Raw genomic sequence first — 21,588 nt, 5'->3', positions numbered from 1 at the left:
AGGGCGCCGCGCGTGCCGAGTTGCACGCGGGGGCGCGACGTGAAACCATTTCCCTCACGCGCCGGCCGGCTGATCGGCCGCGCGCCGTCAACGGGAATATCGGAAGGGAGAACGCCAAGTGGACGTCGGTATGATGATGGTCTTCGCCAGCTATGGCTGGGAGGATTGCTCCGACCAGCGTGTGTGGGACGAGGAGATTCGGCTGGCTCGCTTGGCTGCCGATCTCGGCTTCGATTGCCTTTGGTCCGCGGAGCACCACTTCAACGACTATTCCTTCGTGCCGGACAACCTCCAGCTCATGACCTACCTCTCGGCATTGTGCCCCGACATCGACGTTGGCACGGCGGCGGTGATCCTGCCCTGGCATGATCCGCTGCGCGTCGCGGAGCAGGTGATCGTGCTGGACAATCTATCGAAGGGACGGCTGCGTTTTGGCATGGGACGCGGCTTGGCGCAGCGTGAATTTCACGCCTTCCGCCTCAGCATGGATGAGTCGCGCGGCCGCTTCGACGAAGCCGCGCAGATGATCATCGACGCGCTGAAGACGGGCTTCATCGAGGGGGATGGTCCGTTCTACAAGCAGCCTCGCACTGAGCTTCGCCCGCGACCCGGGCATTCGTTCGACGGTCGCATCTATGCCGTCGCCTCCAGCGAGGATTCGGTCCGGTCCGCCGCCAGGCTAGGGGCCCACATGGTCATGTTCGCGGACCGGCCGTGGGAGATGCGGCTGCCGGCGATTGAGCACGGCCGCACGCTGCACCGCGAATTCCATGGAACCAAACCGCCGCACCTGATGCTAACCGAGTTCTGTATCTGCGGCACCGACCTAGCGAAGACCGAGGAGGAAGCCCGCCAATACCAGGGGAAATTCGTCGAAAGCAATTTTTACCACTATGAGTTTCTGGGCGAACACTTCAAGACGGTGAAGGGCTACGACGCCTATCAACAGAAGGCCGAAATCGCTCGACAGGCTGGTCTGGAAGGCGCGGTCAATGGGTTCATGCAGGCCGCGAGCTGGGGCACGCCGGATAAGATTCTGCGCGGGTTGGAAGCCCGCCGGGCGCTGTTGGGTCATTATGAACTGAACGTGGCGTTCCGTTTCGGTGGCACACCGTTCGAGGTGTCGGAGCGCGGCCTACGCTTGTTCGCGAAGGAGGTGCTGCCGGTGGTGAAATCCTGGCACCCGGTCGCGGCGAAGGCCGCCGCCGAGTAAGAGTAAGCGGCGGGAGGACGATCGCGGTGAGACCGAACGCCGAGTAGGGCCTAATCGGTAAGGTCGCGATCATCACCGGCGGCGGCGCCAAGGATGACGGCACCGGCAATGGTAGGCGGCGGCTATCCTGCTGGATCTGGCGGAGCGCACCGTAGCGATGATCACTGCCGAGGGCGGCAGCGCTGCGGCCACCGCTTATAATGTGACGGATTCGTGGCATTGCGCTGCAATGATGGACGACGCCCTTGGGTGACCGATCAGGCGCGCGAGGCGCGCCGCGATGCCTTTGTGCTGGAACGGGAGGGCGCCGGCTGAGACATTGGCGACGCAGTGCGCTTGCTGTCGTCCGACCAGGCATGCTTCATCACCGGACAGACCCTGGTTGTGGATGGCGGGGCCACGTTGGTCGGGCCATCCCGAGCCTTATAATAGGGCTGGACCGGTTCGGACAGCAGCGGCATCCTAGCGGCTCCACGCCGGAAGTATTCCAGCAAGAGGATCTGCCGTGCCGGACCCTGTCTCCCTTGCCGTCGCCGCTTTGTCCGCCGAACGGCACACCCGGTTGCGTCAGGAACAGAAAGCGGAATGGCATATGGACGCAAGCACAACGGGGAACCGGTCACCTTCCGTAAAAGCTTGGAAGATTTTGAACCTACACCCGAGGTGGCCGAGCAGACCATGCGGAAGATCGAGCGTGCTTTCGACGCCGGAGAAAATGAGGTGATGATCGCCTCCTTTCCCAGCAGCTTCTGCCGCGACACGGGCCGGGCGATTTCCAACGCCGGGGAGCCGCCGATCGTGGAACCCGATCCTACGTGCCGAACCGAATGTGCCGCTCTGGATCAGGACGCTGCCGAAAGGCGTGCGACGTATTTTCGATTTCTAGAAGAAGAACATGGAACCGGGTGGTTTTCAGTTTAGCAGCCTGTCGGATTGGCATCTTTGGCGAGCGGATTGATGCGTGGGGTGGGGGTCAAGCGGGCTGCAGGCGGTGAAGCCGCCTGCAGTTGTAGGCGAGGGTAATCAAGGTCCATTCGCTTGTGATGTTGGCAAGGCCGCGCAGATGGAAGCGGATGAAGCCGATGGCGGTTTTGATGATCCCGAACACCGGTTCGACGCTGTGTTTTCGTTTTCCGTAACGCTTGCGTCCATCTTCTGTCTCCAGCTTGGCCATCATCTCGATCCGCCAGGGTTCGGTGATCGCACGCGGCGGCTTGTCAGAGGAGTGCTGATGGGCGCATTCAAGAAGCAGAGGAAGGCGGAAAAAGAGGCCAGAAAAGCTGCCGGACAGGCGGTATCCGACTCCGAAGGCGGCCGGCTGTCCCGCAAGACTTACGAACGCGAGCTGGCCAGGCTCCATGTGGAGCTGGTGAAGCTGCAGCAATGGGTCGTCCACACAAAGCAGAAAATCTGCGTCGTTTTTGAGGGCCGTGACGGCGCCGGCAAGGGCGGCACCATCAAGGCTATCACCGAACGCGTCAGTCCGCGTATCTTCCGGGTTGTGGCGCTGCCGGCGCCGACAGAACGTGAGCGGTCGCAGATGTACGTGCAGCGCTACATTCCGCACCTGCCGGCAGCCGGGAAATCGTCATTTTCGACCACAGTCGGTACAACCGCGCGGGCGTGGAACGCGTGGTGGGCTTCTGCACTGAGGACCAGGCGGATCATTTCCTGGCGCAGACACCGGCGACGGAACGGACGATTATCGAGTCCGGCATCCTGCTGATACTGGCTCGAGGTGACAGAGGAAGAACAGGCCCGCCGCCTGCGCGCGCGCATCACCGACGGGCGCAAAACCTGGAAGCTGTCGCCAATGGATTTGCGATCCTACAGTCGCTGGTACGATTATTCACGAGCGCGCGATGCTATGTTCAAGGCCACTGATACGCCATGGGCGCCATGGTTCGTGGTTCGGTCCGACGACAAGCGTTGCGCCCGATTGAACACGATTACACATCTATTTGAGCAGATCCCGTACGAGGATGTGCCGCGCGCCAAGATCGAGTTGCCGAAGCGACAGAAGCCGCATGACTATGAAGAGCCCAATTATTCGTTCAAATTCGTTCCTGAACTAGTTTGGCACGGAGGACCCGGTAATACGCATGGCTGATCGGAGTTCCCTGCATAACGCTGGCTCGGCGTCGAAACGTTAAGGCTTCATTGCATCGCGGGTGCCGTTTCGCCCGGCACCGTTCCTGAACTAGATGGAGAGAACGCACGTCATGACAATCTCCAGACGCGCCGTCGTTCTAGGCGCCACGGCCCTCGCCGGCTCCGCCGCGTCGACCCAAGTGACCGCCGCTCAGGCCGCTTCGGCGGGCGAGATCAGCAGTGCCGCGCATCGGGCGCTCGAGCTTCTATATCGGGAACAACCGCGCACTAGAGAGATCGGGAAGCGTGCAGTGGCGGTCCTTGTGTTCCCGAAAATCTACAAGGGCGGCGTAATCATCGGCGGCCAGACTGGTGACGGCGCGCTGCTGGTCCGTGGCGCGACGGAAGCTTTCTACAACATCTCTGCCGCCTCCTTCGGTCTGCAGCTTGGTGGCCAGACCTTCTCCTACGTCCTGTTTTTCATGAATGAGAGGGCGCTGGACTATCTCCGCAAGAGCGATGGCTGGGCGCTGGGCAGCGGCCCCACCGTGGTAGTTATGGACCAGGGCAGGGCGGCCAGTCTGACCACTACGACGCTGACGCAGGACGTTTACGCCTTCCCCTTTGGAGAGAAGGGGCTGATGGCAGGGTTGAACGTCGAGGGGTCGAAGATCACTCGGATCCAGCCCGGTAGGTAGCCGGCACCGGACGCCGGCAGTCACATGGCCGCTTGGTGCTATTCCGTGATCACCTTGCGCGGCTGAGGCCATCTCCTTCCGATCCGGGGGCGACCGACGAAGCTTCGGGATCCCATCCGCGGCCGTTCCAGACTGTCATCATCGGCGAAAGCTGACTACCCGCGGCGCTATCACAGGAAGACCGCGGCCGGTTTCCAATCGCGGTCATAACGGAAAGAAAGAAAGCTAGGCCGCCGCGCGACCACAGATGTCAACCAGCCGCGTGCGGCCTGAAGACGGGATCCAGCCTCGGGTCCCATAGGCGCACGCCACCAGTAATTCCCGCCTCGTTGCTCACCAACTTGACGTTCGGTGGTAGGTCCAATGTCAGATGCTTGGCGTTGCCGCCGCCGATATACAGCATGTCGTATCCCACTAACATGGTGATCGCCGAGAGTGCTCGCTTTACCCGCTTGTTCCAGCGCTTCCGCCCGACATCGCGCAGCGCGGCGACGCCGATGAATGCGTCATAAGTCATGCCCTTGTGTATCGGGTGCTGGCTCAGCTCCAGGTGCGGGGCCGGGCGGCCATCATCGAACACCGCGAAACCCATGCCGGTGCCTAGGGTGATCACGCATTCGATCGCCTGCCCATCGATCACGCCCAATCCCTGCACCTCAGCGTCGTTCAGCATGCGGGCTGGCTTGCCCAGGCGGTCGGACAGCGTGCGAGCCAGCGGAAACTGCCGCCACAGCTTGGTCCCTAGATTCGGTGCTGTCAGCACATGGCCGTACCGGACCACGCCGGGGAACCCGATAGAGATCCGATCGAACGCGCCCAGCGGAGTGGCGATGTCCAGCAGCGCCTCCACGACGGCCTCTGGCGAGGCGGCCCGCGGCGTGTCCACCCGATTCGGCCCGACCACCATGTCTCCGCCGGGATCAAGTAGCCCAGCCTTGAGGCGGGTCCCGCCAATATCGATTGCCAGGGTCCTGAGGCCGGTAACCGAGGTGGTGGGCGAGCCGCTGTCCATGATCGTGCTCCTGTCAGGGGCGCGGCCGCAGCACGCGCCAGGTACCTTCAACTGTCCCGACACTGAGTGCGCCAGACCGATCCCCAACGCCAACGGTGCCGCGCATGAATACAAGACTTCGCGTCTGGCGCACCACCTCTTCGCGCAGTTCCAGGAAGGCGCCAGGTTTCACAGTGTCAATGAAATGCGGTTGAGTTGGATTTTGTTGGGCACCTGAGCCGCAGCTTCCAAGCGAATATGTTCGGGCCATGGTCGGCGAAGGTCATCAGCACGCTGCCATGCAGAATGTCATTGATATTGGTGTGTCGCTGGCCGTCTATCGCCCGTTTAAGTGAAGCGCTGTTGACCTTGCGGGCCCCGGGTTCGGGCGGACTGGCGCGTGGTATTGAGCGCTAGCCTTCGGCGGGATCATAACTCAAAATGACGCCAGCCGGTCGCGTAGATCCAGCAAATTGTCCGGCCGCAGGTCTGCTTGCGCGATCCCGGGCTTTTCGGCATGCATCAACCCCACGGGCTGCGGCGTAAGAAACCGGCCGCAGCCCGGCCGCCTTAGCGGGCTGGATATCATTGTCTAGCCGGTCGCATAGGCGATGGCGAACGGGTCCTCGCCTGCCGCCTCGATCACCTTGTCGAAGAGGCGCGGGTCCGATTTAGCGACCCCCCAGCCGGCGGAACTGGCGATGACGTCGGCGGGCAGCTTCAGCCGCCGAAAGGCAGCCTCAGACTCCATCGGCTGATTGCCAGCGACCGGAGCCTTGTAGCCGTCGCCTTCAGCGGTCAGGCAGGGCAGCACGTTCGGAAACAGGTCTCTGGCAATACAGGCGGCCAGTTTGCCCTCGCCAGCGAGCATGGCAAAGGGGCGCGAAGAGATGGCAATGGCAGGGGCGTCGCTGCACCTTGCATCCTGGCGAGCTTGGGCGCTACTCCCCCGCCGTTCAAAGGAGGTTCGACGCGCCATGGCTGCGAAGAATGTGAAGAAGGTCGTCCTTGCATACTCGGGGGGGCTGGATACTAGCGTGATTCTGAAATGGCTGCAGACAACCTATGGCTGCGAGGTCGTCACCTTTACCGCCGATCTCGGCCAGGGCGAGGAGTTGGAACCTGCCCGGAAAAAGGCCGAGATGTTCGGCGTGAAGGAAATCTTCATGGACGATCTGCGGGAGGATTTCGTCCGCGACTATGTCTTCCCGATGTTCCGCGCCAACACGCTATACGAGGGGCAGTACCTGCTGGGCACGTCGATCGCGCGACCGCTGATCGCCAAGCGACAGATCGAGATCGCGGAGCAGATCGGCGCCGACGCGGTGGCGCACGGCGCGACCGGCAAGGGCAACGACCAAGTGCGGTTCGAACTATCCTATTACGCGCTGAAACCGGACATCAAGATCATCGCTCCGTGGCGGGAATGGGAGCTGACCAGTCGGACGAGGCTCATCGAGTTCGCAGAGCGGCACCAGATCCCGATCGCCAAGGACAAGCGCGGCGAGGCGCCATTCAGCGTGGACGCGAACATGTTGCATTCCTCGTCGGAAGGGAAAATCCTGGAAGACCCAGCGGTGGAAGCGGATTCCATCGTCTACCAGCGCACCATCAGCCCCGAGGAGGCGCCAGACAAGGCGACGATAATCGCGATCGATTTCGAGGGCGGTGACCCGGTGGCGATCGATAGTGCGCGCATGTCGCCCGCGACGCTGCTGACTAGGCTGAACGAACTGGGCAAGGCAAATGGCATCGGTCGGCTGGACTTGGTGGAGAATCGCTTTGTCGGGATGAAATCGCGGGGCGTATATGAGACACCGGGCGGCACAATCTTGTTGGCGGCGCATCGCGGGATCGAAAGCATCACGCTGGATCGCGAGGCGGCGCATCTGAAGGACAGCCTGATGCCGCGGTATGCAGAGCTGATCTATAACGGCTTCTGGTTCAGCCCGGAGCGGCGGATGCTGCAGGCGCTGATCGACACCAGCCAGCACAGCGTGACCGGCCGGGTGCGAATGAAGCTGTACAAAGGCAACGCCACTTGCATTGGGCGGGAGAGTCCGAACAGCCTGTACTCGATGAAGCACGTGACATTCGAGGATGATCAGGGCGCGTATGACCAGGTTGACGCCCAGGGTTTCATCAAGCTGAACGCGCTGCGGCTGCGGCTCGGCGCTATGGCCGGGCGACGCGGCGGGGTGTTGTAGGCTTCGAATAACCGCCGGCGCGGGGTGGCGGGACGTCCGTCCAGTGACCCGTGCGCCGAGGGTCTCAGACTACGAGGGTCTCAGACTAATTGTGTAAGCGGCGCTGTGGGTCCCAACCTGTAGTAGGAGGGATTCGCAGATGACGACGATCAAGTCGGAGATTTTGGACGACCTGCTGGCCTGGGTGTCGAGCCCCGATGAGCTGATCGAAGACGCCGGGGTCTTCAAGGCGCTGAAGAAGGCGATGATGGAGCGGGTGCTCGGCGCGGAGCTGACGCACCAGCTGGGGTACGAGAAGGGCGACGTCGCTGGCCGCGGCAGCGCCAACAGCCGCAACGGCCATTCGGCGAAGACGGTGCTGACCGAGGAGGGCCAGATCGACCTGGCCGTGCCGCGCGACCGGGCTGGGACCTTCGAGCCCCAGCTCGTGCCCAAGGGCGCGACGCGGCTGGACGGCTTCGACGGCGAGATCATCAGCCTCTACGCTCGCGGGCTGACCGTGCGGGAGATCCAGGGCCACCTGCAGGAGCTCTACGGAACCAAGGTCTCGCCCGACCTGATCAGCCGGGTGACCCACGCCGTGCTCGAGGAGGTCAAGGAGTAGCAGAGCCGCCCGCTGGACGCCGACGGCCACAAGCACGTGCTGGGCCTGTGGATCGAGCAGACCGAGGGGGCCAAGTTCTGGCTGAAGGTGATGAACGACCTGAAGACCTGCGGCGTCGCCGACATCCTGATCGCCGTGGTCGACGGGCGGAAGGGCTTCCCCGAGGCGATCGGGACGACCTTCCCGGAGACTATCGTTCAGACCTGCATCGTGCACCTGATCAGAAACTCGCTGGCCTTCGTCTCCTGGAAGGACCGCAAGCAGATCATGCCCGACCTGAAGGCGATCTACCGGGCCGAGAACGCCGAGGCCGCGCTGGATCAGCTCGCCGCCTTCGGGGCCCGGTGGGGCGCCAGTACCCGGCCATCGGGCAGAGCTGGCGGCTGGCCTGGGAGCACGTGGCCTGGGAGCACGTGATCCCACTGTTCACCTTCCCGCCGGACGTGCGCAAGATGATCTACACTGCCAACGCGGTGGAGAGCCTCAACCGCTCGCTGCGCAAGATCATCAAGACCAGGGGCAGTTTCCCCAACGACGAGGCGGCGATGAAGCTCTTGTACCTCGCCATCCAGAACGCCGGCGTGCCTTGGCGAAGGCCGATTGAATGGGTCGCCGCCATGGGACAGCTTGCCGTCCTGTTCGGCGACCGTTTCGCGCTCTCAGCTCGCCGAGAGCGCGATCAATGATCCCAGCGCCGCTTACACAGAAGATCGGACACTCCCCGTGCGCCTGTAATTCCCTGGCCCTGCCTGCGACTGGTACGCTGCTTCCTGTCAAAGCGGTCCTGTTCAGCCGACCGATCCCGCCTTATTCCTTCCGCTAGGAGGCTCGAGCCATGTATATCCCCTCCCCTTTTAAGGAAGACCGGATCGACGTCCTGCACGCCGCCATGCGCGAAGCCGGCGCGGCGACGCTGGTCTCTATGACCCCGGACGGCCTGTTTGCCAGCCATGCTCCCCTGCTGCTGGACTCCCGAATCGGCCCGTTCGGCACGCTGACCGGCCACCTAGCGAAGGCCAACCCGCACACTCGCGCCGCCGATCCGGCGGTTGAGACACTAGTGATCTTCTACGGGCCGAGCGGCTACATCACTCCATCTTACTACGCGGCCAAGCGCGAGCACGGAAAAGTCGTGCCGACCTGGAACTACATCGCCATCCACGCCCATGGTATGCTGGAAATGTTCGACGATGCCGACCGACTGCTGGACGTCGTCACCCGCCTGACCGACACACATGAGGCATTGCGTGCCGAACCCTGGGCCGTGTCCGACGCTCCGCCCGATTTCGCACGGGCAATGCTGCGTAGCATCGTTGGCATCTCGCTGCGAATCACTCGGCTGGAGGGCAAGGTGAAAATGAGCCAGAACCGGCCCGCCGTGGATATCGACGGCGTGATCGACGGGCTTACCCGGGACAACCGGGCCGACCTCGCCGCCGCGGTCTTCCGGGTCCGACCGCCGACCTGACGGCCGGGATGCAGGCTGTCGCAGCGCCGCGCGCTCCGCTATCAAAAGTTAGAAACCCGTCACACGGAGGATCATCGCCCGATGGCCAAGCCCGCCCACACGTCCCAAGCCACAACCGAATGGGACCGCGACGCGGCGTTGACTACAGCCCGCATCCTGCTGGAGATCAAGGCCGTCAATTTCCGGCCGGAAGAGCCGTACACCTTCACTTCGGGCTGGAAGTCCCCCGTCTATATCGACTGCCGCCGCATCATCTATTATCCCCGCGCGCGCACCCGAATCAGCGACCTGGCGGTAGAGAAGATCAACCGCCATGTCGGATTCGAGACGATCGAGACGGTGGCCGGCGGCGAGACGGCCGGCATCCCTTTCGCCGCCTTCATCGCCGACAGGATGAACGCGCCAATGTCTTATGTGCGCAAGAAGCCGAAAGGGTTCGGCGCTAACGCTCTGATCGAGGGCGATGTACCTGTGGGTAAGCGCACCTTGCTGGTGGAGGATCTGACTACCGACGGTCAATCGAAGATTCGCTTCGCCAACGCGCTGCGCGATGCGGGCGCAATCGTAAACCATGCCTTCGTCGTATTTTTCTACGGCGTCTTCCCTGGCGCATTCGAAACGCTGGCAAAGATGGACATCGCGCTGCACCATCTCTGCACATGGTGGGACGTGCTGGAGGCCTGCAAGGACCGGCCGTATTTCACTGAACAATCGCTATCCGCCGTCCGCCGCTTCCTCGAGGACCCGGTAGCTTGGTCCGCTGCCTACGGCGGCGTCGCTTCGGCCGAGGAAGCCTTGGCCCGGAAAGCTGCGACCGACGCCTGACCGAAAGCGATCCACTGTCCGACCGGTCCGATACGCGTGGCCTGCCCGGCGGGCGTAGCCGGACCGCTCGGGGTCGTCGACCCTGGGCGATCAGGCTTCAACCCTATTGCCCTAACATCCGTAGCCAGCTCAGCCCCATCGCCAAGATGGCCGAGGCAGCGGCGACGCCGATCGCGATGTGCGTCGCCCAGACAATCGAGTCTGCACCGCCGTGGGTCAGGCCCAGCACCATGGCGACGATGGCGCTGCCGGTGGTCTGCCCCACCAGACGTGATGTGGACAGCATCCCGCTACCTGCTCCCGCTCGGTCCACCGGGACGCTGCCCAGTAGCAGTCGGTTGTTGGGTGACTGGAACAGCCCGAATCCGACCCCGCACAGGATTAGGCGCCAGGCGATGTCCGGCCAAGCCGCCGTCGCCGCCGGCACCAGAGCCACCGTGACCAGCCCCGCCGCCATCAGTAGCAGTCCAAATCCGCCCAGCAGGCCGGCCGAGTAGCGGTCGGCCAGCCGTCCCGCGATCGGCGCCATCACGATCACCGCCGCCGGCCATGGTGTCAGCACCAATCCCACCTGGATCGCCGTCAGGCCGCCCGCGTACTGGAAATAGAACGGTAGGATCACCAAGGCGATGATCGCCGCCGCGTAGGCGCAGATCGATGTCGCCGAGGATAGGGCGAAGATCGGCCGGGCGATCAGCAGGTCGATCGGTAGCATCGGCGGCCGCAGCCGCAACTGCCTACAGACGAACACCACGCCGGCTAGGACGGCGCCCGCCAGCTCCGCCACCACCAGCTGACGCCCCTCGCCATGCCCCAACCCGTCCAGGCCAGTGATGAACAGCCCCAACGTCACCGCGTTCAACGCCGCGCTGGGCAGGTCGAACGCGTGCCGGGACCGCGGTGTGCGTGGCAGGAATACAACCGAGAGCCCCAGCGCGATCAGGCCGAACGGCACCTGCGCGGCGAACAACCACGGCCAGGACGATACCGCCAGGATCGCCGCCGCTGCCGACGGTCCGGCCGCCGAGGACGTGCCGACCACCAGCACATTATAGCCGACGCCGCGGCCAAGCTGGGACCGCGGGAAGATGAAGCGGATCAGCGCGCCGTTGACGCTCATGATCCCGGCACCGCCGAATCCTTGCATCACCCGGCCCAGCACCAATTGTGGCAAGGTCGTGGAGACTGCGCAACCCATCGAGGCTATAGTGTAGAGCGCGACACCCCAGCAATAGACCCGCCGGTGTCCGTAAATGTCGCCCAATGATGCCATCGGTAGCAGGCTGACCGTCACCGCTAGCTGATAGGAGTTGATAACCCAGATCGCCTCGGCCGGGGTCGCGTGCATCTGCCGTGCAATGGTCGGTAGCGCCACATTGGCGATGGAGCCATCCAGCACCGCCATGAAGACGGCGATCCCTACCGCGAGCATGGCGAGCGTACGCAGGCTGGGCGGCAGCCCGTCGGCTGCTTCGGAAATCGTCGCGCTCATGTCGGGAAAGAATCCTGATCGTAATCAAAGCTGGGAGGATGGACCTGTGGGCTGTTCTGGGCAACACGACCCGCGTTCGGGCCGCCAGCGGCGGACGACCTCGGTCATGAACCGACCGTGAGCCAGACAAGCCGCGCTAGCCACAGCAGCGCCGCGGCAAGGGCGCCAGCGACGACATCGTCCATCATAATGCCGAATACGCCATGCTGGCGGTCGGCCCAGCCCACTGGTCCCGGCTTGGTGATGTCCAGCACCCGGAACAGGATGAAGCCCGCCAGCAGGCCAAGCGGCGAGGGGTCGGGCAGGCCAGCCAGCGCCAGCCATTGGCCGGCGAACTCATCGATCACGACCCAGCCGGGATCGCCCTCCACCTGCGCCTGATGTAGGGTCAGGAACCCGCCGACGATAGTCAAGATGGCGGCCATGACCACCACCCAGGGCGACACCCACAGCATCGCCGCGCCCAGCAGCACCGCCGCCAGCGATGCCACCGTACCCGGCGCGGCAGGCGCGAAGCCGATGCCGCCCCCGCCGGCGATTAGGCGGGACAAGCTCAGGAGGTGCCTCCCGGGTGGCCTAGTCGCCATGGGGATCTGGCTTCCCACCAAATAAGGACGGCGGCCCGTTCTGGCACGCTGCCATCCGCCGATCGACAGGTCATCCGACCATTTGATTCCCACCCGCCATGACCGGATCTGACGAGATCGACCAAAGCGACGCACCACCGACCCCCGCCGTGGTGGACCAAGATGGAAGACGGAGCACGGAGAATGGCTGCCAAAGTGGTGGTTGATTTCACCGTGCCCACGGCCTCCGTAGCACCGGTGTGTTGTCCTGCTGGCGGGCACGGTAGATCACAGTGTTCTCCAGCACGCGCTGGACGTAGTTGCGGGTTTCGCCGATCGGAATCAGTTCGATCCAATCCACCATGTCGATCGGACCAACGCGCGGATCGCCGTTGCTCGCCAGCCATTCCGTCACGCGCCTTGGTCCGGCGTTGTAGGCCGCCGCCGCCAGCGGCAGGGAGGCGCCGAAGCGGTCCATCAAGTCGCGCAGGTAGGCCGTGCCTAGTCGCATGTTCGCGGCGGCGTCCAACGTCAAGGCGGGAATGGACGCCGGCATGCCCAGCAGCTTCGCCATCTCGGCTGCGGTCGGTGGCATCAGTTGCATCAGTCCGCGCGCGCCGGAGGGACTGACGGCGGCGATGTCGAAATTGCTTTCCTGCCGCATGATGCCCAGGGAAAACGCCGGATCAGGCGGCGCCGGCGGCGAGAATGGCATCGGCCAGCCCATCTCCGGCAGCATCACGCCGTCCCGGCCGAGGCGCCGCGCGACCCAGACCGCGCCATTCGGCATGCCGATCCGGGTGGCGAAGGCGGCGGTCAGCACCCGTTCCGCCGTCACCGTCGCGATCTCATCCATCCGCAGCAGGAACTGCCGTGCCCGAGACGGGTCGCCCCAAGCCACCAGCCAGGCGGCGGCACGCATGATCTCATGCCCAGCGAAGGCCTGAGCAGTGGCGGGGGTCCAACCGGGATCGCGGACATCCCGCACCCGTGCGGCTAAACCGGTGGGTGAATTATCCAATGCCAGCGCCGCCAATTGGCCATAGAACGTCGTGATCCAGAGCGCCGCCTTGCCGTACTCCGGTTTGGGATCGGCACCCGCTGCCGCCGCGGCGCGGCCCAGCCAATAATGCGCCCGGCCCTGGGTGATAGCGGATCGCGATGCATCGGCCAGCGCCTTGAAATGCGGTACCGCCTGGGCTGGCTGTTTCAGTAGCCGGAGCGCGATGAAGCCGGCCAAGAACGTGCTGTCGACCAATGCTTCCCTGTTCGCGGGCGCATTGATGGCCACTATGGCATAGGCACCGCCTGCATCACCGTCCTGAATCAGTCGGCGCGCGATCAGGTTGCGCTCCGCCCAGAATGCGTCGGCTTGGCTCGGCGCCGCCTGCTGGGCCTGTGCGCCGGCCGACAGCCACAATGCCAGAGCTTGTGCGACATGGTTGGTGCGACGAAGGGACCGGGCGCGGTCTAGCATCAGACCCGGATCATCCCGTAACGCGGACGGTAACGCGGCTACCAGCGCCTCAGCCGCCGGGTCGTCGCGCCGGGCAGCCAGCCGCGCCTCGGCGGCGGCATGATATGGCCAAGTCAGCCGAGCGACCTGTTTGGTGGCGGCCAGGGTGTCGGTCCAGGCGAGACGTTGGAAACGAGCCCATTGGTCTGCGGCGGTGGGGATGCCGGCCCAGCGGTCAAGGAACCGTGCCTCGGCAGCCGGATCGTCAATTGCTTCCGTCCAGGCGATCCGGGCCGTCTGGTTGGCCAGAGTGGTGTGACCGGCGTTCGCCTCGGCCTCGGCGCAGCGCATCAGGGCGCTGCCTTCGGTGATCGGTGGCAGGGGCGCGGCGGCTGCTGGGTCGGGCACGCATTGTGCCAGCACGGTGGCGTCGTCTGGTTCCAGGGCGATCGCTTCCTCCCGCCGCCGCTCCAGAACGCCCTGCGCCGGCCAATCGGGATTGCGGCGCATAAAGTCGGCGATCTCAGTCGCCGTAGCGGCGCCGGGCGCGCGCAGGCGATAATACAGCACGATCTTCTGCGGTACTGGGTCGGCGAGTCGGCTTGCCGCCGCCTGCGCGTCATCCCATCGGTTTGCCCGGATCGCCGCCATGGTCGCCAGGCCGGCATCCTGCGCCCTGACCGGCGCCGCCAGCAGAGGCACGCCGACGACCATCAGGATGGGGACAGCGAAACGCATGGGCGCTTCTATACAAGCCCTCCCCGCCAAGGCAGCTATCGATTCGCCGATCGGGCGGGTTCCTGTCATGCTGAACCGCGTACGGGATCGATCTTGCGGCGCACCGGCGGCGCGCCTAGCTTCCGAAGCTTATCTGGAGGCTTGGTCAGGAGGAAGCACATGTTCAAGGGATCACTCGTCGCACTGATCACGCCCATGCGGGAAGACGGCTCCGTCGACGAGAAGGCCTATGCTGACTTCGTCGATTGGCAGATTAAGGAGGGTACTCATGCCGTAGTCCCGGTGGGCACCACCGGCGAGAGCCCAACCTTATCGCACGATGAACATCGCCGCGTGGTGGAGATTGCCATCGAGGTGGCGAAGAGCCGTGTCCCGGTCATCGCTGGCGCTGGATCCAACAGCACAGAAGAGGCAATCGCGCTAACCCGACACGCCAAAGAGGCGGGGGCGGACGCAGCTCTGATCGTCACGCCGTACTACAACAAACCGACGCAAGAAGGCATGTACCTGCATTTCAAAGCGATTGCCGACGCGGTGGACCTGCCGATTATCATTTACAACATCCCGCCGCGCAGCGTGGTCGACATGAGCGTAGAGACGATGGCGCGGTTGGCAAGGCATCCGAACATCGTCGGCGTGAAGGATGCCACCGCGAACTTGGCTCGCCCGTTGCATACACGCCGCGCCTGCGGGGAAAAATTCTGCCAACTATCCGGTGAGGATCACACAGCGTTGTCGTTCAACGCCGCAGGGGGTGCCGGCTGCATCAGCGTGACAGCGAACGTTGCGCCGCGACTGTGTGGAGAGATGCAGACCGCCTGGATGGAAGGTCGCCACGATGAGGCGATGGCCATCCAGAACCGGCTGGTGCCGCTGCACGACGCGCTGTTCAGCGAAACCAGCCCCGGACCGGTTAAGTTCGCCGCGTCCCTGCTGGGCAAGACATCGGAGCGCTGTCGCCTACCGCTGGCCCCGCTCATGCAGGCGACGCGAGAGCTGGTGAAGGCAGCGATGACCGAGGTTGGTTTGCTTAACTAGGGCGCCATTTGGCTTTGCGTGGGGCTTTTCCGAAACGGGGGCCTTCCTTGTTTTAGGCGCGGATGGCTGCTGCCGACCGGCGGTCCCTGCGAAGGCATAAAGACATGGCGGAACCCAGGAAAAAGGGCCTGATCTCCCGCGGCATCGCGGCCCAGAACCGCAAGGCACGATACGACTACGCGATCGGCGACACGATGGAGGCTGGTATCGTACTGAAGGGACCCGAGGTGAAGTCCTTGCGCCTGGGCCGTGTCACGCTGGGCGAGGCTTGGGCGGGCGAGCGCGACGGCGAGATCTGGCTGTTCAATGCGCATATTCCCGAGTACCAGGGCGGCGTGCTGTCGCGGTTCGAGCCCCGCGCGCCGCGGAAATTGCTGCTAAAGAAGAAGCAGATCAATCAATTGCTGGGAGAGGTATCTAAAAAGGGTGCCACTTTGGTGCCGCTGCAGATCCATTTCAACGACCAGGGCCGTGCCAAGGTACTGATCGGCGTCGGCACCGGCAGGCAGAAGCAGGACAAGCGCCACGCGATCGCCGAACGCGATTGGGCTCGTGACAAGGCACGGCTGATGCGGGGATAGGCGACAGTCGTCGCTAAAGCGGCACCGATCTTGGGCGCACCGTGAATTGCGGCTGTCGAATCGGGTGCCGACTGCAACAGCCGCCCAGCCTCTGCTGGGATAGCTGCAGCGGATGACCGCCTATTGGTCGAGGTGGTCATGTTCCGCTATTGCGCCGGGAGCCTCTGGCGTAACTTCCTGGAGAGCGCTCCGGCTTCGGCAGGAACGTGCACCATCGATTCGGCCGATGGGTCTGCCAAGGCGTCTGCAAGCAGGGTTTCAAGCGCCTGGCTGAAAGGGTCGGCATGGGAGTATGGCTATGATCGACAATACCATCGTGCGCGCCTATTAGCAGCAGCGTCGGCGCTCCGAAGCGGTTGCGAAGACCAGACCATTGGCCGCTCCGGTGGCTCGAGCACCGAGATCAGCGGAAGACCGGGCGGTGATCACCGCAAACTATTCTGAAGCGAGCGCCCATAAATCAAAACGAAACTGCCCGATTAGTCGCATCCACACAAGTTTATGGCCCCATCCGCCGCACGCTTACGGTTGCATATCGTCGGAGCATACGACAGAACGGCGGCAAACCACCAAGTGAACTGTCCGCATGAGCGTTTCCTTCGCCGACCCGCTGCTGGCAGACACCACCGCCCTGGCGGTACGCTTGGCGCGCCACATCAAGGGCGAGGTGTTGTTCGACCGCGCCAGTCGCGGCCGTTACGCGACGGATGCCTCGATTTACCAGATCGAGCCAGTCGGCGTGATCGTGCCAGAAACTGTCGATGACGTGCGAGCGGCCCTGGGCATCGCGCGAGAGGAAGGCCTGGCGATCCTGCCGCGCGGCAGTGGTACCAGCCAGTGCGGTCAGACAGTGAATCGAGCGCTGGTGATGGATTGTTCAAAATATCTTCGCCGTATCCTGCACATCGATCCGGATGGCTGCACCGCCCTGGTGGAACCTGGCTTGGTGCTGGCTCATTTGAACGCGGCGCTGCGGAAACACGGGCTGTTTTTCCCGGTTGATCCCTCCACCCATACGCGCTGCACTATCGGCGGCATGGCGGGTAATAATTCCTGCGGATCGAAGTCCATCCGGTACGGGCTGATGGCGGATAACGTGCGGGCGATCGACGCTATCCTAGCGGATGGTTCTCGGCACGTATTCGGCGCAATGTCGGACGACTTCGCTGACGGCACGCCGGCGCGCATCGTCGACCTAGTCCAGCGCCTCCGAACCCTCGGCGCTGCCGAAGCCGATGAGATCGCGGCCCGGTTTCCGAAACAATTGCGCCGCGTCGGCGGGTATAACATCGATATACTGACTCCTGCTGCGCGCGCGGCCGGCCGCGACAACCTGGCAAGATTGTTGGTGGGATCGGAAGGTACGCTGGCCTTTTCCGCCGCGCTGGAACTCACGCTGCACCGGATCAAGCCGCGCAAGGTGCTGGGTATCTGTCAGTTTGCCGATTTCCGCTCCGCGATGGCGGCGGCCCAGCATATCGTGGCATTGGACCCCGAGGCGGTGGAACTGGTCGACCGTACGATGATCGACCTGGGGCGGTCCATCCCGATCTATCGTGCGACGATCGACCAGATGCTGATTGGCGAGCCCGACAGTCTGCTGATCGTGGAATTCCATGGGCATGAGGACACGCCGCTGCTGACGAAGCTGCATGATTTGGAAACGCTTATGGGCGATCTAGGCCATCCGGATATCGTGCGCGCGATCGATCCCGGTTTCCAGGCCGATATCGCGGCGGTACGAGAGGCCGGCCTGAACATCATGATGTCGATGAAGGGCGACGGAAAACCGGTCTCCTTCATCGAAGATTGCGCCGTCGATCTGGCTGACTTGGCCGACTACACCGAACGGTTAAACGGTGTGTTTGAGAGACACGGCACGAAGGGGACCTGGTACGCCCATGCGTCGGTGGGATGCCTGCATGTGCGACCAGTGCTGAACATGAAGGACCCGGCTGGCGTCGCCACGATGCGCGCGGTGGCCGAGGAATGTTTTGCCCTCGTCCGAGAATACAAGGGCTCTCACAGCGGCGAACACGGTGACGGCCTCATACGCAGCGAATTCCATGCCCAGATGTTTGGACCGCGTATCGTGCGAGTGTTTGAGGCGGTAAAGGACGCGTTTGACCCCACCGACCTGCTGAACCCGCACCGGATCGTTCGCCCGCTCCGCATGGATGACCGCACGTTGTTTCGCTATGCCCCCGGCTATGAAGCGGTCCCCAACTTCAGCCCGCACCTTGACTGGTCTGACCATCCTGGCCCGTTGGGCGGCATGCTGGGCGCGGTGGAAATGTGCAACAACAACGGTACTTGCCGCGGCTTCGATGTTGGCGTGATGTGCCCAAGCTACCGGGCGACACGCGATGAGATCCATCTGACGCGTGGCCGAGCGAACACCTTGCGGCTGGCACTCACCGGCCAGCTCGGCGCGGACGCGATGTCTTCCAACGCTTTGCAGGACTCGATGGCGCTATGTGTCTCCTGCAAGGCATGCAGGCGGGAATGTCCGACTGGGATCGATATGGCGAAGATGAAGATCGAGGTCCTGGCCGCGCGAGCCGATCGTTTCGGTGTGAGCTGGAAGGAGACGCTGATCGCTGAGCTGCCACGCATGGCGCCAGTAGTGTCTCGCATGCCCGGGCTCGCTAACCTGCGTAACCGCCTGCCACCGCTGCGCTGGATAGGTGAACGCTGGTTTGGTCTAGCTGCGATTCGCCCCCTGCCGACTTGGCGCCGCGATCGTTTCCGCGACGAGGAGGCTGAGGCAGTTGCCCCGGCTTCGCCACGCGCATCGGTGTATCTGTGGGCAGATACATTCAATAGATATTTCGAACCGGAAAATATCCGAGCGGCGTTGAAGGTACTGGCCGCTGCCGGCTATCGCGCGATCGTTCCCCCGACCAAGGGACGTCCGTTGTGTTGCGGCCGCACTTGGCTGGCCAGTGGGCTGGTCGATCGCGCCCGTGCCGAGGCGTCGCGCACGCTGCGGCGGATGCCGGATGACATCCCTATCGTCGGCCTGGAGCCAGCCTGCGTGATGACGCTGCGCGATGAGTTCCGGTCTCTGCTGCCTGGCGCCGCGACGGATCGTTTCACCAAGCGCGCGATGCTGATCAGCGAACTCCTGGTGTTGGAAAAGCCCGAGCTGCCCCTTCGTCCTCTGTCCGGTTCAGCCAGGGTACATGGGCACTGCCACCAGAAAGCATTCGGTGCTTTTCCCGACGCTTTGGCGATGCTGCGGATGATCCCGGAGATGCGGGTGGAACCCATCGCGTCCTCCTGCTGTGGTATGGCCGGGATGTTCGGCTATCAGGCGGAGACGCAAACCATTTCACGCGATATGGCTGAGGCATCGTTGCTGCCGGCAATCCGAGCCGCCGAGCGGGACGCGGCGATCGTGGCGGACGGCACGTCGTGCCGGCACCAAATCCGCGATCTGGCAGGGCGGGAGGCAATTCATTCGATTCGCCTGCTGGAGCGGGCGCTGACGAGGAACCTGAAACCTATGTGACTCGTCGACGGATGGGAGGCCCCAAGCTGGAGTTTTCCCTTGTCGAATGCTGAATATTGGGTCTTTCCGGGCGCTATCGCTGGATTTCATTTGGCTGTGTGTCCATGTCGGGCTTTCCAAATTGGCGGACGGTGTGATTCGCTTCGGGCATGTTCATCGAGACCGTGCCGAACCGGACCTCGCCGCCCGCAGTGCTGCTGCGGGAGGGCTACCGCGACGAGAACGGCCGGTCGCAAAGCGTCCCTTGGCCAATCTGAGCAAGCTGCGAGGCGATATCGTCGACGGATTGGCCGTCTGAACCGCACCACCGGACCTCGCACGAGCGGTTGGAGAAAACATTGCCGGCCAATGCTCAAGACTTCCGCGAAACCGATCTATTCGATCACGAACGTCAAACAATCCCCAAGGACTGACGCCGGATTGGCGCGATTTTCAGCAGCCTGCTAGAGGGCAGCGGCGAACAGCGAGCTTCAGTACAGCGGTGAGAGGAAGAAGCGTCGTTCGTGGCCGGAGGCTTAGCTTCCCGTGATATCATGCTGATTTTGCCGGAAATCGCTGGCGCGCGGCTTAAAAGAGAAAATAGCAAATGCTGCGGAATTGCATGGCTCATGGCACGAATTCATGCAACGAAGGCTGGGCAAGCGGCGATGCTCTACCTTGTGTGAGATCGGCGTCCTCGACCAGTGCTCTGAGATTCGAACGGTCTCCTGAGGCCAAGCATCGATACCGCATCCGAACACCACATGGTCGGTCGCCTTGACGTGAAGGCATGCTACTTACTGATCGAACTGCTCGCCGCCGGTCCTCGTCGTCTTGGAGGCAGCAACCGGATTTCGATGACGGCGTCCGCCGACTCCACTGCCGAATACCAACTGCCCTGGTGTGTGACTCACGGTGCCATTCCCGCGGTGCTTGATTGGTGATTCACTCTCAGGCGGGGCGCTTCACCCCATTGGGAGGGCAAGCATGGGTCAGATGATCCCGATCACGCGCACGGAGTGTTCGGCGGCCGAGTTGCGGCGGCTTGCGGTGCAGGCGGCGGCCGGTGACCAGGCGCGGCGGCTGCTGGCAGTCGAGCTAATCCTGGATAACCGCTCGCGCACGGAGGCGGCTGAGCAGGGCGGGATGCAGCAGCGCCAGACGCTGCGCGATTGGGTGCATCGCTACAATGAGGCTGGTGTGGATGGATTGAAGTCCCGCATCGCCCCCGGTCCGGCCCGCTGCTGAAGGATAAGGAGATGGCGGAATTCCACGACTGGTTGCTGGCAGGCCCCGATCCGGAGCAGGAACAGGTCGTGCGTTGGCGGTACAAGGATCTGCGCGCGGCGGTTCACCGGCGCTTTGGCGTGAACATGGATGAGCGCACCATCGGCAAGTGGCTGCACCGGCTCGAGATGCGTAGGCTGCAACCGAGGCCGTTCCACCCGAGGAAGGACACCGTGGCAAAGGAGACTTTTAAAAAAACTTCGTCTCCATCGTAAGGAACAGCGTGGTATCGTAAGGAACAGCGTGGTTTCAGGGCGAGGCCCGCGCGGGTCAGCAGGGCACCCACGCCTATGTTTGGGCGCCACGCGGCTCCCGACCGGCCATGGTGCGCGACAACCGCCGGGCCTCTGTCTACATCTTTGAGGCGATCTGCCCGAACCGCAGGGTCGGTGCGGCGGTCATCATGCCGGCCGTCAACAGCGAGGCCATGAACGAGCACCTGAAGAAAATCAGCGCGATGGTGCCGCCCAACCATCACTGCGCCCTGGTCTGTGACGGCGCCGGATGGCACCAGACGGGCCGCCACCTTGAGTTGCCCGACAACATCACGCTCATCAAGCTGCCGCCTTACGCTCGGAATTTAGTACTACAGTTGCGTTTAGGATGGAGTTCTGATTCCGTATCCCGCGTGGCTTCGGGAGTTTCGGGGAATGCTGGTTGCACCATGGTCCGGTTCGCTGTTGCCCTGGGAACAGGAATTCACTGTCTTCAAGTCGCAGATGAGTTCAGCCTTCGGCCGGGGCGAACTATGGCGCTCGGCCAGCGCCTTCATCGACGGCCTGCTGTCAGGCGTGGCCCGCAAAACCGGTTGGCAACTGGCTGAACAAGCCGGGCTGGAAC

General features: G+C 63.4%; 18 protein-coding genes and 5 pseudogenes. 17 read left to right on the top strand and 6 right to left on the bottom strand.

All coding sequences use genetic code 11. The annotated features are described in order from the left end of the window. Window positions 1–118: 118 nt before the first annotated feature. From VHC04_RS22560 to VHC04_RS22550, 3 genes are all read left to right on the top strand, one after another. On the top strand, window positions 119–1,213 hold the full coding sequence (locus VHC04_RS22560; RefSeq protein ID WP_325684996.1) for an LLM class flavin-dependent oxidoreductase: 1,095 nt from the start codon (window positions 119–121) through the stop codon (window positions 1,211–1,213). 318 nt (window positions 1,214–1,531) lie between these two features. Next, complete coding sequence (locus tag VHC04_RS22555) at window positions 1,532–1,642, top strand: hypothetical protein (RefSeq protein ID WP_325685083.1); 111 nt, start codon at window positions 1,532–1,534, stop codon at window positions 1,640–1,642. Window positions 1,643–1,798: 156 nt separating this feature from the next. Beyond that, window positions 1,799–2,134, top strand: a complete 336-nt coding sequence (locus VHC04_RS22550; RefSeq protein ID WP_325684995.1) for a hypothetical protein — start codon at window positions 1,799–1,801, stop codon at window positions 2,132–2,134. Window positions 2,135–2,186: 52 nt separating this feature from the next. Here the strand turns inward: VHC04_RS22550 and VHC04_RS22545 are convergent. Continuing rightward, a pseudogene (locus VHC04_RS22545) lies at window positions 2,187–2,429 on the bottom strand (transposase); the annotation flags it as partial. A 15-nt stretch (window positions 2,430–2,444) separates the two neighbouring features. Here VHC04_RS22545 and ppk2 point away from each other — a divergent pair. Next, window positions 2,445–3,323: pseudogene (ppk2, locus tag VHC04_RS23125) on the top strand (polyphosphate kinase 2). Between the two features lie 112 nt (window positions 3,324–3,435). After that, window positions 3,436–4,002 (top strand): lipid-binding SYLF domain-containing protein, encoded by a 567-nt coding sequence (locus tag VHC04_RS22530; protein WP_325684992.1) that lies wholly within the window; start codon window positions 3,436–3,438, stop codon window positions 4,000–4,002. Window positions 4,003–4,252: 250 nt separating this feature from the next. On the opposite strand, the gene VHC04_RS22525 is transcribed toward VHC04_RS22530, so the two are convergent. Then, entirely contained in the window at window positions 4,253–5,014 is a 762-nt protein-coding gene (locus tag VHC04_RS22525; RefSeq protein ID WP_325684991.1) for an ROK family protein, read from the bottom strand. On the opposite strand from VHC04_RS22525, the gene VHC04_RS22520 reads away from it, so the two are divergent. Beyond that, window positions 5,013–5,231, top strand: a complete 219-nt coding sequence (locus tag VHC04_RS22520; RefSeq protein WP_325684990.1) for a hypothetical protein — start codon at window positions 5,013–5,015, stop codon at window positions 5,229–5,231. The genes VHC04_RS22525 and VHC04_RS22520 overlap by 2 nt on opposite strands. Before the next feature lie 354 nt (window positions 5,232–5,585). On the opposite strand, the gene VHC04_RS22515 is transcribed toward VHC04_RS22520, so the two are convergent. Next, a complete protein-coding gene (locus VHC04_RS22515; RefSeq protein ID WP_325684989.1) occupies window positions 5,586–5,864 on the bottom strand; it encodes a hypothetical protein in 279 nt (92 codons plus the stop codon). A gap of 106 nt (window positions 5,865–5,970) precedes the next feature. On the opposite strand from VHC04_RS22515, the gene VHC04_RS22510 reads away from it, so the two are divergent. The 4 genes and pseudogenes from VHC04_RS22510 to VHC04_RS22495 all read left to right on the top strand — a co-directional run bounded on the left by VHC04_RS22510 (window position 5,971) and on the right by VHC04_RS22495 (window position 10,097). After that, entirely contained in the window at window positions 5,971–7,200 is a 1,230-nt protein-coding gene (locus VHC04_RS22510) for an argininosuccinate synthase (protein ID WP_325684988.1), read from the top strand. A 139-nt stretch (window positions 7,201–7,339) separates the two neighbouring features. Then, window positions 7,340–8,490 (top strand): annotated as a pseudogene (locus VHC04_RS22505) (IS256 family transposase). Between the two features lie 149 nt (window positions 8,491–8,639). Beyond that, window positions 8,640–9,272, top strand: coding sequence for an FMN-binding negative transcriptional regulator (locus tag VHC04_RS22500; RefSeq protein WP_325684987.1), 633 nt, complete (start codon window positions 8,640–8,642; stop codon window positions 9,270–9,272). Window positions 9,273–9,353: 81 nt separating this feature from the next. Then, window positions 9,354–10,097: an orotate phosphoribosyltransferase gene (locus VHC04_RS22495; RefSeq protein ID WP_325684986.1), complete on the top strand. Its 744-nt coding sequence runs from the start codon at window positions 9,354–9,356 to the stop codon at window positions 10,095–10,097. Window positions 10,098–10,200: 103 nt separating this feature from the next. Here the strand turns inward: VHC04_RS22495 and VHC04_RS22490 are convergent, their stop codons facing one another. The 3 genes from VHC04_RS22490 to VHC04_RS22480 all read right to left on the bottom strand — a co-directional run bounded on the left by VHC04_RS22490 (window position 10,201) and on the right by VHC04_RS22480 (window position 14,349). Then, window positions 10,201–11,589, bottom strand: coding sequence for an MFS transporter (locus VHC04_RS22490; RefSeq protein WP_325684985.1), 1,389 nt, complete (start codon window positions 11,587–11,589; stop codon window positions 10,201–10,203). A gap of 104 nt (window positions 11,590–11,693) precedes the next feature. Continuing rightward, window positions 11,694–12,140 carry a phosphatidylglycerophosphatase A family protein gene (locus VHC04_RS22485; RefSeq protein WP_325684984.1) on the bottom strand — a complete coding sequence of 149 codons (447 nt, stop codon included), beginning with the start codon at window positions 12,138–12,140 and terminating at the stop codon, window positions 11,694–11,696. A 244-nt stretch (window positions 12,141–12,384) separates the two neighbouring features. Continuing rightward, a complete protein-coding gene (locus VHC04_RS22480; RefSeq protein ID WP_325684983.1) occupies window positions 12,385–14,349 on the bottom strand; it encodes a lytic transglycosylase domain-containing protein in 1,965 nt (654 codons plus the stop codon). A 159-nt stretch (window positions 14,350–14,508) separates the two neighbouring features. On the opposite strand from VHC04_RS22480, the gene dapA reads away from it, so the two are divergent. The 7 genes and pseudogenes from dapA to VHC04_RS22450 all read left to right on the top strand — a co-directional run. Next, on the top strand, window positions 14,509–15,387 hold the full coding sequence (gene dapA / locus VHC04_RS22475; protein ID WP_325684982.1) for a 4-hydroxy-tetrahydrodipicolinate synthase: 879 nt from the start codon (window positions 14,509–14,511) through the stop codon (window positions 15,385–15,387). A 104-nt stretch (window positions 15,388–15,491) separates the two neighbouring features. After that, window positions 15,492–15,968 (top strand): SsrA-binding protein SmpB, encoded by a 477-nt coding sequence (gene smpB / locus VHC04_RS22470; RefSeq protein ID WP_325684981.1) that lies wholly within the window; start codon window positions 15,492–15,494, stop codon window positions 15,966–15,968. A 586-nt stretch (window positions 15,969–16,554) separates the two neighbouring features. After that, window positions 16,555–19,482 carry an FAD-binding and (Fe-S)-binding domain-containing protein gene (locus VHC04_RS22465; protein ID WP_325684980.1) on the top strand — a complete coding sequence of 976 codons (2,928 nt, stop codon included), beginning with the start codon at window positions 16,555–16,557 and terminating at the stop codon, window positions 19,480–19,482. A 966-nt stretch (window positions 19,483–20,448) separates the two neighbouring features. After that, on the top strand, window positions 20,449–20,709 hold the full coding sequence (locus VHC04_RS22460) for a helix-turn-helix domain-containing protein (RefSeq protein ID WP_325684979.1): 261 nt from the start codon (window positions 20,449–20,451) through the stop codon (window positions 20,707–20,709). Between the two features lie 11 nt (window positions 20,710–20,720). Further along, window positions 20,721–20,963: a helix-turn-helix domain-containing protein gene (locus VHC04_RS22455; RefSeq protein WP_325684978.1), complete on the top strand. Its 243-nt coding sequence runs from the start codon at window positions 20,721–20,723 to the stop codon at window positions 20,961–20,963. 41 nt (window positions 20,964–21,004) lie between these two features. Continuing rightward, window positions 21,005–21,319: pseudogene (locus VHC04_RS23120) on the top strand (transposase); the annotation flags it as partial. A gap of 79 nt (window positions 21,320–21,398) precedes the next feature. Beyond that, window positions 21,399–21,588, top strand: a pseudogene (locus tag VHC04_RS22450) (hypothetical protein); the annotation flags it as partial.

It is taken from the genome of Rhodopila sp. (assembly GCF_035548095.1).
In the GTDB taxonomy this organism is placed as follows: Bacteria; Pseudomonadota; Alphaproteobacteria; order Acetobacterales; family Acetobacteraceae; genus Rhodopila.
Note: the sequence above shows the minus strand (reverse complement) of the source record. Positions and strands in the feature narration are given on the sequence as shown.